General features: G+C 71.6%; 12 protein-coding genes. 7 read left to right on the forward strand and 5 right to left on the reverse strand.

Going from position 1 to position 12026, the window contains the following annotated elements:
* Positions 1–62: 62 nt before the first annotated feature.
* The 4 genes from RAN62_RS26475 to RAN62_RS26490 form a co-directional block, all read right to left on the reverse strand.
* On the reverse strand, positions 63–2027 hold the full coding sequence (locus tag RAN62_RS26475) for an MFS transporter (RefSeq protein ID WP_305787469.1): 1965 nt from the start codon (positions 2025–2027) through the stop codon (positions 63–65).
* Position 2028: 1 nt separating this feature from the next.
* Positions 2029–5439, reverse strand: a complete 3411-nt coding sequence (locus RAN62_RS26480; RefSeq protein ID WP_305787470.1) for an ATP-binding protein — start codon at positions 5437–5439, stop codon at positions 2029–2031.
* Positions 5440–5536: 97 nt separating this feature from the next.
* The gene (locus RAN62_RS26485; protein ID WP_305787471.1) at positions 5537–5899 is read right to left on the reverse strand and encodes a hypothetical protein; all 363 of its coding nucleotides are present in this window, start codon (positions 5897–5899) and stop codon (positions 5537–5539) included.
* Positions 5900–5912: 13 nt separating this feature from the next.
* Entirely contained in the window at positions 5913–6212 is a 300-nt protein-coding gene (locus RAN62_RS26490; RefSeq protein WP_305787472.1) for a hypothetical protein, read from the reverse strand.
* 386 nt (positions 6213–6598) lie between these two features.
* Here RAN62_RS26490 and folP point away from each other — a divergent pair, with 386 nt between their 5' ends.
* From folP to RAN62_RS26525, 7 genes are all read left to right on the forward strand, one after another.
* Positions 6599–7414, forward strand: a complete 816-nt coding sequence (folP, locus tag RAN62_RS26495; protein ID WP_305787589.1) for a dihydropteroate synthase — start codon at positions 6599–6601, stop codon at positions 7412–7414.
* On the forward strand, positions 7411–7770 hold the full coding sequence (folB, locus tag RAN62_RS26500; RefSeq protein WP_305787473.1) for a dihydroneopterin aldolase: 360 nt from the start codon (positions 7411–7413) through the stop codon (positions 7768–7770). Before folP ends, folB begins: the two co-directional genes overlap by 4 nt.
* Positions 7767–8291, forward strand: coding sequence for a 2-amino-4-hydroxy-6-hydroxymethyldihydropteridine diphosphokinase (gene folK / locus RAN62_RS26505; RefSeq protein ID WP_305787474.1), 525 nt, complete (start codon positions 7767–7769; stop codon positions 8289–8291). The genes folB and folK overlap by 4 nt, the downstream gene beginning before the upstream one ends.
* Positions 8288–8803, forward strand: a complete 516-nt coding sequence (locus RAN62_RS26510) for a DUF3180 domain-containing protein (protein WP_305787475.1) — start codon at positions 8288–8290, stop codon at positions 8801–8803. Before folK ends, RAN62_RS26510 begins: the two co-directional genes overlap by 4 nt.
* A 134-nt stretch (positions 8804–8937) precedes the next feature.
* The gene (locus tag RAN62_RS26515; protein WP_305787476.1) at positions 8938–10167 is read left to right on the forward strand and encodes an ABC transporter permease; all 1230 of its coding nucleotides are present in this window, start codon (positions 8938–8940) and stop codon (positions 10165–10167) included.
* An 18-nt stretch (positions 10168–10185) separates the two neighbouring features.
* Entirely contained in the window at positions 10186–10467 is a 282-nt protein-coding gene (locus RAN62_RS26520; protein WP_305787477.1) for a hypothetical protein, read from the forward strand.
* A gap of 53 nt (positions 10468–10520) precedes the next feature.
* Positions 10521–11015, forward strand: coding sequence for a hypothetical protein (locus RAN62_RS26525; RefSeq protein WP_305787478.1), 495 nt, complete (start codon positions 10521–10523; stop codon positions 11013–11015).
* Positions 11016–11034: 19 nt separating this feature from the next.
* Here RAN62_RS26525 and RAN62_RS26530 read toward each other — a convergent pair whose 3' ends face one another.
* Positions 11035–12024: an ABC transporter ATP-binding protein gene (locus RAN62_RS26530; RefSeq protein ID WP_305787479.1), complete on the reverse strand. Its 990-nt coding sequence runs from the start codon at positions 12022–12024 to the stop codon at positions 11035–11037.
* Positions 12025–12026: the final 2 nt, after the last annotated feature.

Genomic DNA, 12026 nt, shown 5'->3' on the forward strand with positions numbered 1-12026 from the left:
ACCCCCCACCGGGAGCGGAAGAGGCCGGTGAGACCGCGTTCCAGGATCCGGGGCGCCACGGCTCACCGGGCCTCGGTCCGGATCCGGGGCTGCTGCGGGGCCGGCTCCCGCGTGGTGCTTCCGGTCTCCGGCCGATAGATGGCGTACGAGGCCGGGGCCTCCGCGACGTCCGGCTCGGTCCACCCGGCGGGCCGTCGCTGCCGGCCGGCCGCCTTCACCGGAGCCGTACGCCGATCCTCGACCGGCGCCTCGTCCCGCACCGACTCGGCCCCGTCCGGCCGGGTGGCCAGCGCCGCTGCCCGCCCACCGCTGCCGGCGACGACCTCGGTACGCGACCCCGCCGCATGCGCCGGATCCTCGAGCCGCGCTTCGGGGCGGAGGTTCGTCTGCTCGACGTACACGGTCCGGCCCTTGCCGATCCGGGGCTCATTGGTCCCGCCGCCCTCGGCCACCTCGAGCTTCGCCGCCTCCCGCATGTCCCGGAAGAACCGACGGTGCCACGACCCGGCCGAGGTGATGGCCGCGGTGCTGTCCTTGCCGCCGAGCTGCGTGATCCGCCGGTAGGGCCGCAGCAACAGCCAGCCGACCACGCCGCAGAGCCAGACGAGAACAACCTGGAGCCAGCCGGGCAGGCTCGCCGTGTTCATGATCAGATCCACGGCGAACAGGTAGATCGCCGCCCCGGTCCCGAAGATCGCAATGTTGAAGATCGCCGCCACGACCGCGTTCCCGAGCCGCCGGATCCCCGAACTCGCAGGTCGCATCAAGCCGACGGTACCCAGAATCGGAGCTGCGATGACCGCCCAACGGAACAGCAGGAACCCGAGGAGCACGAGCAGTGAGGCTGTCAGATCGAACATGGCAAACATCACTGCTGCCAGCATGGCGATAAGGCCGGAGCCGATACTGTCCATCCCGTTGTCGCCCTTGAGATAGGCGTACGCAGTGGGATCTTCCGCCTCGACCAGGCTCGCAACCCTCTTCCACTGCTCGGTCTTGGCATTGAGGACCGAATCGCGAGTTGCCGGGTTCTGGCGGATCCGTTCGGCCTCGCTCCACGTCAGCGACCGAGCATCGTAGAGAGCTCTCCCGTACTTCTGTGCGGTGACGCTGTCGGCGGATCCGAGAAGCCCACGAAGCCAGTTCCGATAGAGCATCGTGTCGGTGACTGTGTCACTTGCGCGCACCGCAGGTGGCCGGTTGTCCTTGCAGGCCTCCGGGTCACCGAGCTTGCACTCTGTCGCTTCGCCGGCGGCGGGCCGCGGACCGACCGCATCATGAACGACGCCGAGGGTAGTGACCAAGCTCTGGTCGGCGATGTTGGCTGACTTGACGGGCCATGCCGCAATCGCAGTCACCGCAATCATGATCATGATTGCCCAGCCGGCGGTGGTGGTGGCCGCACCCATGTCTGCCTGTTGCGACCGCCAGATGAGATACAGGCCTACCACGGCTAGCGTGATGACGCCGAAAACGCTGAATACTTTCTCGTACACCGCCTTGGTTGCCTGAGACACCAGCGGGTCGGCCCATCCCCACATCGACTGAGGATTCCAGGCCCTTTCGCGTAGGGCGTTCGAAGCGCCGATGATTGCTGTGGCAATCATGAATTCGCCGTTGGCTATGGTGACTTCGAACTTGTTCTCAGGTGCCACAAACGTTGAGAAACATCCGCCGTTCTGGTCATACGTGATGTAGTTGTAGCCGCCGTACCCGTACTTGCTGTAAATGCCTTGAGGTCCCTGCTGGGTGGCGGAGGCGGGGCGTTCGGCGAACCAGCCGGCCACTCCTGAGTCCGGCGTCGCGGCGGCCGGCGGGTCAAGGCACTTCGCCGAGCCGCTGATGTCGCCGGTCAGCCGCGACACGCACGACTTGAAGTCCTGCTTCCACTCGTCCGTGCTGCACGCCCCGCCCGGCGCCCGCCCCGGCGCGGCCGCCGCCGGGGTCGGGGCGGTCACCGCCCAGGCCAGGCTGGCCACCAGCGCGACCGCCATCGTGATGACCATTGCGCAAGCCCGGCGGAGCATCTCAGACCTCCAGGTCGGACAGGGTGGGTACGGCCGGCGGTGCGGTTCTGGCGCCCGGCGTGGTGTCCAGGTGCTCGAGGAGCCCGTCGACGTACGAGACGTCGACCCGGACCTTCTGCACCCGGCCGTCGACGTCGCGCATGACGAACTCGCGGAAGCCGAGGCGGGCCGAGGAGGAGGTGTCGGCCTGGGAGAGCGACGCCAGGGTGGCCTCGTAGCCGTCGTGGACCGGGACTCGCAGCAGCCGGAGCGCTTCGGAGGCGATTTCCTGGTCCTCGGCGATGCGGCCGACGAAGACCGTCGACACCAGGTTCTGGACGTCGAGGCCGAGGATGTCGCGCGGGTTTTGGGAGGCGACGAGGGCGGCGAGGTTCCATTTGCGGGAGTCGCGGGCGAGGCGGACCAGGAAGGAGCGGCCGGAGCGCCAGCCCTCCATGAAGTGGGCCTCGTCCAGGCCGACCATCTTGCGGGAGGACATCGAGCCGCCGTAGCAGCGGCGGACGGCGAGGCGGTGGGCCGTGTGGAGCATGGGGAGGGCGAGGGATTCCTCGGCCGACCAGTACTCGCGCTCGATCTTGAGGTCGGGCAGGCGCAGGCCGGCCATGGTGATGACCGTGAGGGCCGAGTCGGCGCCGAGGAGGTGCTCGGGCGGGCGGCCGAAGAAGAGCAGGGCCAGGGGCATCTCGGCCGTGTCGAGCAGGAGGTTGGCCAGCTCCTTGCCCTCGTCGTCGTCCAGGCCTTGGAGGGTGGCGACGACGTCGTCGAGGGTGGAGGTCTCCTCGGCGGGGACCTGCCGGACGGCGTGCCGGAGCAGGGTGGCCGTGGAGGCTTCCTTGGCGACCTGGGGCGGGACGAGCATCGAGCAGATGTCCTGGACCAGCATGCGGCGCTCGGCGCGGGCGTTGGAGACCGCGATCTCGTACTCGCGGTCGCCGGCCGGTCCGGCCGTGAACTCGGTGCGGACCGGGGTGGGGATCAGCGCGTACGGGGCGAGGGTGCCCTGCTCGGAGCCGGTCAGGTTGAGGACTCGGGAGTAGGGGCGCAGCTCCGGCATCTGGCACAGCCGGGCGAGCGGCCCCGAGGGGTCGAGCAGCGTGACCTGGACGCCGCGGCGGGCGTTGAGGTAGCCGAGGGCGCCCATGAGGGTGGACTTGCCACCGCCGGGCTCGGCCACGAAGACGCCGAGGCCGGAGCGCTCGCGCACCTCCATGGGGAAGTGCAGGTCGAGGAAGACGGGCCGCCGGCAGGTTCCGGCCGTACGCCCGATCAGGTCGCCGCGCCGGTCGCCCACCGTGGACGCGGCCTGGGGCAGCGCCGCGGCGAGCAGCTTGACCGGCATGCGGCGCACGTAGCCGGTGTTGGCGATGGGCTCGCCCGGGATGAACTCGCGGGCCAGCTGGTCCTGGTTCTTCGGGTGCTGGAGGGAGATGCGCAGCTCACGGGAGTAGAGCTGGATCAGCCGCCGGGCGCGTTCGAGACATTCTTCCCGGGTACGCCCCCCGACCGCGATGCGGTGCCACCCGTGCGCCCGGGCGGACTCGACCGGCAGTCCCGTGGTCATCTCGTCGCCGATCACCAGGGCCCGCTTGGCGAGGCGCTCGAGCTCCGGGGGAGCGTCGATGCCGTGCTCGGCGTAGTCCAGCTGCTGCGAGCGGATCATCCGGAGCCGGTGCTCGAGGTTCTTGAAGGAGCTCGTGGAGCCGAGGATGTCGATGCGCGAGGAGAGCTCCATCGGCCACGGCAGGCGCTCGTGGAAGTGCATCCACGGCTCGTGCTTCTCGGGGATCTCCAGGGGTTCCATCCGGCCGACGGAGAGGACGGCGACGTGCCTTTCCTCGCCGGTCATCCGGTTGACGAGCTTGACCGTCGACCCGTACGGCGTGCGGTAGCGCTCGACGTGCTCGGTCAGCGCCAGCAGGTCGCCGGCCTCCCAGTGGCCGTGCGAGACGGGGGAGAGCGGGCCGGGCGGGGCCATGCACAGGGCGACCGAGCGGAAGAGCAGCCACTCGAGCTCCTGGGGCGTGACCCGGCGGCCACGCATGCCGAATGCATTGAGGACCTCGTCGAACTGCTCGACCGTACGGCCGAGTTTGCGCCGTTCGCCGTCGGAGGTGCCCTTGCCGAAGACGCGCAGGACCCGCTCGGCGAACGTGTCGCCCAGGGACCGGCGGGCGAAGGTGACCCCCAGGTACGTCTGCCCCTCCGCGTGGTTGACGGACAGCAGGTGGCGCTGGGCGGCGACGAGGTGGTCGCTCCACGAGGTGGCGCCGGCGACGTCGGGCAGCGGCTTGGCCGTGAACGAGTCGACCGTGCGGGCCCATTCGTCGGCCGGGAAGGGCCGGTTGGTGCGGCGCAGGTGCAGCCGGAAGCCGGCCAGGCCCGCGTACTGTTCGGAGATGGCCGACAGCAGGGCCTCGCGCTCGGCGTCGGGGCGGAAGGCCCAGCGCACCTCGGGCAGCGAGTACCAGGCCGTCACCGTGCTCTGCGTGAAGGTCAGGTGGCCGGCGATCTCGCTGATGGCCAGTTCGAGGGCCGGGTCGCGGTCGCTGAACTTGATCTTGTTGGGTCGCAGCGGGGCCGGCTTGACGTCTTTCGGCGCGCGTGTGGCCGGAACCTCGGCGCGGTCCCTCTTGCGCTTGGGGGCCTTCTCGCGGCGGCGGGCGGGCGCCTTCTCCGGGAGCGGCGCCAGCTCGGTGTGCGGCTCCGGCCGGGTGGCCGGTTCCTGTTCCACCGCCGGGTACGCCCCCGCGCCGTTGACCGCGTACACCCCGGGAGCCGTCTCCGGCGCCGGGGGAGTCGCGGGCCCGGAAACGGCGGCCGCGTCGAAGGTAGGCGCCGGGGCGGGCCGCGCCGGGATCGGCTCGGTGATCCGGGTATCCGGCGCCGGCATGGGCGGCGAGACAGGCGCCGCCGAGACAGGCGCCGGCGACACGGAACGCGGAGCCGCCGGAGAAGCAGGAGGCGCTGACCGCGGAGCCGCGGGGGAAGTCGGAGGCGCTGACCGCGGAGCCGCGGGGGAAGTCGGAGGCGCTGACCGCGGGGCGGCCGGCGACACGGACCGGCGCGCGTCCTCGCCCTCGAAGTCGAACCCGAAGTCGAAGTCGGCGTCGGGGTCGTCCGGCGGCGGTGGCGTCTGCTCCTCGGCGGGCGGCGGGGCCTGGGGCGGCGCGCCGCCGAAGAGGTCGAGGAACGGCGAGTCGATGTCCAGCGGGTCGACCGGCTGCGGGGTGCCGGCGGCGCGCGGGCGGACGGGTTGCGGGTTCTGGAACACGGCGACGGCGCCGTGCTCGGGCCCGGCCACCTGCTCGATCGACTCCTCCGAAGAGTAATCGATTGAGCGCGGAGGGTTACCGTTCCTGCCCTGGCGAGACATGTCCGCGCGGGAGTGCCCGGGCGGTGGGGAAGCGGTCATGCGAGAACCCCATTCAGGCATGCAGCAGAAGAGGGGCATGCGGCAAGGGAGGGGCGCGTGGCGCGGGGAGGGGCGGCACGACGCGCGGCGATGCAGGTCATACCAGCTCCTCCCGGACCCGGATGCGAGTGGCGACGAGCCGGGGGTCCCGCTGCTCGACGGCGGGCTCCCGGGTGCGCCGCCAGTCGGTGAGGGCCGTGCGGATGACCATCCGGGCCGGCCGGTCGGGGTCCACGTGGCGGAAGACGTAGGACGTCGTCACCATGGCGAGCGCGATCTCCCAGGCGGGGAAGGCGTCCAGCTCCCACGTGAAGAGGTAGTGGATGAAGACGAACAGCGGGACCAGCACGACGAACATCCCGTACTGCGCGTACGGCAGGTGCATCGGCAGGGTGTATCCGGGCGGGCCCAGATAGACCAGGCGAGCCCGGTAGATGTCGTCGTCGGTGCGCAGGCGCATGGGACGTCGGACCTCAGTTGAAGATGACGTCGATGAGGAAGTCGCCGACGAAGAAGAGCGTCGCGGCGCCGGCGATGAAGGCCAGGCCCACGATGGCGATCGCGGAGCTGGTCAGCACCTTGGAGATCTCGCCCCGGCTGGCCCGGCCGATGAAGATGACACCGAGCACGGCGAGCAGGATCGGGGCGATGTTGCTGGCGAAGAAGGTGACGACGCCCTCGGTGTCGATGCCCTTGGGCCCCTCGGGGGCGGCAAGGGTGGCGCCGTGCTGCACAGCCGCGGCCACCTGGGCCGCGATTTCGGTGGCGATCATCGGTAAACCTCCCGGGTGACCGGCGTGAGGGCGCCGGGCACGCTGCAGTTGTGAAGCCTGACGGCGACGCCCATATGGTGCTACTTACCGCTTCTCACGTCGAGTGAGACCGTAAGGGCACTGCTGTCCTCCACACGACCGCTCTGCTCTCTTCGGTTCAATAATGATGCCTAGCTCCGAAGAGTACGGCCCGTACTTCCTCCCTACAAGCTGCCTGATTCGTTACCCAAGGTACAGGCGTGATTGAATATGAGTCACCAGTCATCGTACGTATGTTCGGATGAGCGCCGCCCGGTAGCGTTTCCCACGTGGATGAGCCAACCCCCGATGTGACGACTGCGCAGGTCAGCGCCGACCTCCTCGCGCACCGGGATCACCCGGTCGTGATGGGCATCCTCAACGTGACTCCGGATTCCTTCTCCGACGGCGGTCGCTACGCCGGGTTGGAGGCAGCCGTCGGGCACGGTGTGGCGCTCCGGGCGGCGGGGGCCGACGTCGTCGACATCGGCGGGGAATCCACCCGTCCGGGCGCCGAGCGGGTCGGCGCCGCCACCGAGGCCGCCCGTGTCCTGCCGGTGATCAAGGAGCTGACCTCGGCCGGAGTGCCGGTCAGCATCGACACCACGCGGGCCGCCGTGGCCGCGGCGGCCCTCGAGGCGGGCGCCGTCGTGGTCAACGACGTCTCCGGCGGCCTCGCCGATCCCGGCATGGCCGCGGTGGTCGCCGACGCCGGCTGCCCGTGGATCCTCATGCACTGGCGGGGCCATTCCCGGCGGATGGCGGATCTGGCCACTTATCGCGACGTCGTGGCCGAAGTGCGCACCGAGTTGCTCGCGCGCGCCGACGAGGCCGTGGCGGCCGGCGTCGACCCGGGCCGCCTGATCCTCGACCCCGGGCTCGGCTTCGCCAAGCGGGCGGAGCACAACTGGGCCCTCAGCGCCCACCTCGGCGAGCTGGTCACTCTCGGCTACCCCGTGCTGTTCGCCGCCTCGCGCAAGACCTACCTGGGCCGGCTGCTCGCGGGCCCGGACGGCGAGCCACGGCCCGTGCAGGAGCGGGAGGCGGCCACGATCGCCACGTCGCTGCTCGCCGTGGCGGCCGGCGCGTGGGGCGTCCGTGTTCATGATGTGCAAGGAACAGTCGACGCCTTCGCCGTGTGGCGAGCGACCGGCAGCCCGCGATGGGGAGGGGGAGCCCGATGACCGATCGGATCCAGTTGCGCGGTCTGCGCGTCCGGGGCCACCACGGGGTGTTCGACTTCGAGCGCCGCGACGGTCAGGAGTTCGTGATCGACGTGGAGCTGGAGCTCGACCTCGGCCGGGCCGCCGCGACCGACGACGTCGCCGACACTGTTCATTACGGGGAGCTGGCCGGGCGGCTCGCCGAGGTGGTGGCGGGCGAGCCGGTCAACCTGATCGAGACGCTGGCCGACCGGCTGGCCGCCGTCTGCCTGGCGGACGCCCGGGTGACCGCCGCGACGGTCACCGTGCACAAGCCGCAGGCCCCGATCCCCCACGAGTTCGCCGACGTCGCCGTCACCATCCGGAGATCCCGATGAGCCGGGCTCTGCTGTCGCTGGGCAGCAATCTCGGGGACCGCGTCTCCTACCTCCGGGCGGCGGTCGCGGGCCTGGGGCGTGGGAGGGAATGGGTCTCCGGGGTCTACGAGACGCCGCCGTGGGGCGATGCGGACCAGCCCGCGTACCTGAACGCGGTCGTCCTCGCCCACGACCCGGCCGCCGCCGCACGGACCTGGCTCGACCGCGCGCGGGCGCTGGAGCAGGCGGCGGAGCGGGTGCGCGACCCCCAGCGGCGGTTCGGCCCGCGCACGCTGGATGTCGACGTGATCGCCGTCTGGGAGGACGACGGCGCGCCGGTGCTGAGCGACGACCCGGAGCTGACCCTGCCGCATCCGCGGGCGCACCTGCGCGCCTTTGTGCTGCGGCCCTGGGCCGACTGCGATCCCGGCGCCGTTCTGCCTGGTCATGGCCCGATCAAGAGCCTGCTGGAGGCGACCCTGAGCGCCGATGCGGCCGCGATGACCCCTCGCCCCGATCTGCCGCTAGAGTCACAGAGATGAGCAACAACCCCCGCGGCGGCGCTCCCGACCCGTCGATGCGGCCGACCAGCCTGTCGGTGCTGGTGGTCGCGGGGCTGGCCGCCGCGGCCGTGGCGGTGCTCCTGCTCAGCCTCTTCTACTACGACACGAACGTCGAGGTGCCCTGGGCGCCGACCTTCGTGTTCGCCGCGCTGGCGGTGGCCGAGGCCCTGCTCGCCCAGAACACCAGGGCCCGCATCCAGCACAAGCCCGGCGCCGGGCGGATCAACGCGCTCGCGGTCGCCCGCTATGTCGTGCTGGCGAAGGCTTCCTCGCTCGCCGGAGCCCTCTACGCCGGATATTCGATCGGCATGCTCGCCTATCTTCTGCTGCAGAAGACGGTGGCGGCCGACGCGGACCTGCCGGCCTCCGTCGGCGGGGTCGTCTCGGCCCTCGCGCTGGTCGGCGCGGCCCTGTGGCTCGAGCGCGCCTGCCGCGTCCCCCAGCAGCCCGACCAGCGCGACGACCCCGACCGCCGAGCAGGCCGCGCGTAAGGGCGGGGCGGGCCGGGCGTAAGAGCCGGGGCGGGGCGGGCCGGGCGTAAGAGCCGGGAGCAGGAGCCCGGCGCAAGACTTGAACCGAGCTTCCCTCGCAACCGTATGCTGGGCCGCGGCGAGGAGGTGACGAGATGGCCTACGACGAGACCGCATATCGTCGCAACACCGACGACGAGGTGCCCAGCGGTCCGGCCGCGTACCGGGCCGGAGTCGCCTCCGCCGAGCACCGGCACCGGCGGCCGGACCTGACCGACACCGGCGGCACGCGGATCACCGAGCCGTTCGACACCGGCCGCCTGCCCGCGTGGGACGGCCGGGACCGGCTCGGGGTCCACATCGGCTGGGAGATCGTGCTGCTGCTGGCGGTCGCCGCGATCGCCTTCCTGCTCTACAACCAGGACTCCGCCGCCCTGCGCCGGCCCGATCTCGACGGCCTGCTCATCATGGGCGCCGCCGTCGGCCTGCTCGCGATGGGCGCCGGCCTGAGCCTGCGCGCCGGCGTGCCCAACCTGGCGCTCGGCCCGATCGCCCTCGCGGCCTCGCTGCACTACGCCGAGAACGGCGACCAGGGCCTGGTCACCTCCGCGGTCCCGGCGCTGGGCATCGCGGCGGGCGGCGGGCTGGTCGTCGCGCTGCTGATCCTCATGCTGCACATCCCCGCCTGGGCGGCGTCGCTGGGCGCGGCCTGCGGCGTGATCGTGTACGACCAGCTGCGCACCGCCCCGGTCGCGGTTCAGGGCACGTACGACCCGTCCGCCCACGCCTTCTGGCTCTTCGGCGGCTTCGCGCTGCTGGCCGTGTTCGCCGGCGCGCTCGGCACGATCACCCCGGTCCGGCGCCTGGTCGGCCGGATGCGCCCGGTCAGCGACCCGGCGGACCGGCGCGGCGGGCTGGCCGCGCTGCCGATCGTCGCCGCCCTGGTCGTCTCGTCGGTCTTCGCGGTCGGCGCGGGCGTGCTGCTGGCGGCGCGCACCCCGGACGTGCCGGTCGTCCCCGGCACCGGACTCGAGTGGACGGGCCTCGCGTTCGGCGCCGCGCTGCTGGCGGGCACGAGCGCGTACGGGCGCCGCGGCGGCATCTTCGGCACCCTCCTCGCGGTCACCGGCGTGGTGCTCTTCCTCGACTACGCCGACCGGCGCAACTTCGACATCGCCCTCTTCGCGGTCGCCGGGGTCCTGATCGGCATCGGTCTCCTGGCCACGCGGCTCGTCGAGACGTACGGGCAGCCGCTCCGCCCCACCGGCGCCGAGCAGGACTGGAACGCCGCCCCCACCTCGGGCGTGGCCTGGTCTCCGGAGATGCCCGCCCCGGCGCCGCAGCAGGAGCGCTGGGATCTGGGCCCGTGGGGCAACGGCAGATAGAAAACATATGCTGGGCTCATGACCGACGCGACCTTCGCCGAGCTGGACGCCCTGCCCACCGAGGAGCTGCGCGAGCGCGCCTTCGCGAAGGCCCGGGAGAAGCGTGACCTGGCCTTCTTCTGGTCGGTGTTCAAGCACCTGCCCGACTCGGACGAGGCCGCCGTGCTCGACGGCGCCCCCAACACGGTCGGCCCGACGGTCGACGAGGCCGTCGCCCTGTGGCGCGAGCTGACCGGCCACAGCTACGGCGATCAGGAACCGCTCCTGCGGGCAGCATTCATCGATTACCTGCAGAAGTAGGACATATACGGCTGTCGTTTGAAGCTGAGGGCCCGCTGGGAATCTAGCGGCCCATGGCTCTCACCAATCGTTACAAGTCCGCGGTCGGGGCCGGGACCCTGACCGCGCTGATACTGGTCCTGGTCTTCGGCAGCCCCTGGTACGCCGACTGGGCCGCGGACAACACCCGGTCGGACACGGCCCTGGGCTGGTGGCTGCAGCTGCTGTCCTGGCCGCGCTGGCGCTTCGACTCCGACGACACCTTCCGGTCGATCCTCGTCGCCGATCTCAAGGCCATCCTCGTGGTGGTCCTGACGGCCCTCTTCCTCTATCTGCTGCCCGGCTCCCAGCTGGCCCGGGCCCGCGGGACGCTCAGCCAGTTCTTCGCGGGCTGGGGCTCCTACATCTTCGCGGGCGGCTTCGCCGCGCTGCTGACCACGCTCTTCCTGGCCAACCCGTCGCTGCTCAACGCGTTCACCGCGGCGGGCGCCGGCTCCGCGTACGGCCTCTTCGTCGGCTGGATCGTCGGCCTGGCCACCCTCGGCGGCCGCCGCGGCACCTCCCGCTGACCGCACCGGGCGGCCCGGGTCAGGAGACCTGGGCCGCCTGCACGTCGAAGAGCGCCGATCGTGACACGCTCCCGACCGGCTTACCGCCCTCGATGACGACGACGTTGAGCGCGTCGCTCGTGAGCATCGCCGACAGGGCGTCGTAGAGCGTGCCGGAGGCCTCGACGGTCGGCAGGCGCTCGATGTCCTCGACCCGGCCGATCGGGCGCATCACGTCGCGCACCGGCGTCACGGCCAGCCGCCGGACTCCGCGATCCCGGCCGACGAAGTCGCTGACCGCCGGGGAGGCTGGGTTGCCGAGCACCTCGGCCGGGGGCGCGTACTGGCGGAGCAGGCCGCCCTCACCCAGCACCGCGATGCGGTCGCCCAGCCGGACCGCCTCGTCGATGTCGTGGGTGACCAGCACGATGGTCTTGCGCACCGCGGCCTGCAGCCGGAGGAACTCCTCCTGCAGCCGGCCCCGGACGATCGGGTCGACGGCGGAGAAGGGCTCGTCCATCAGCAGGACCAGCGGGTCCGCCGCGAGCGCCCGGGCCACGCCGACGCGCTGGCGCTGACCGCCGGAGAGCTCGTGCGGATAGCGCCCGCCGTATTTCGCCGGGTCGAGGCCGACCAGGTCGAGCAGCTCGTCCGCGCGGGCCCGGGTCCGCTTGCGGTCCCAGCCGAGCAGCCGGGGCACCGTGCCGACGTTGGTGCGGATGCTCTGGTGCGGGAAGAGCCCGACGTTCTGGATCACGTAGCCGATGTGGCGGCGCAGCTCCACCGGGTTGCGGGCGGTGATGTCCTCGCCGTCGAGCAGGATGCGGCCCTTCGACGGCTCGATGAGGCGGTTGAGCATGCGCAGGATGGTCGACTTGCCGCAGCCGGAGGGGCCGATGAGGACGACGAGCTCGCCCGCGCGCACCTCGAGGCTGATGTCGCCGACCGCGACCGTGCCGTCGGGATAGACCTTGCCCAGATTCTCCAGGGTGATGGAAGCGGCGGTGCTGGTGATCGCGGTAGCGTCCACGT

It is taken from the genome of Symbioplanes lichenis, from assembly GCF_030709675.1.
Lineage (GTDB): Bacteria > Actinomycetota > Actinomycetes > Mycobacteriales > Micromonosporaceae > Actinoplanes > Actinoplanes lichenis.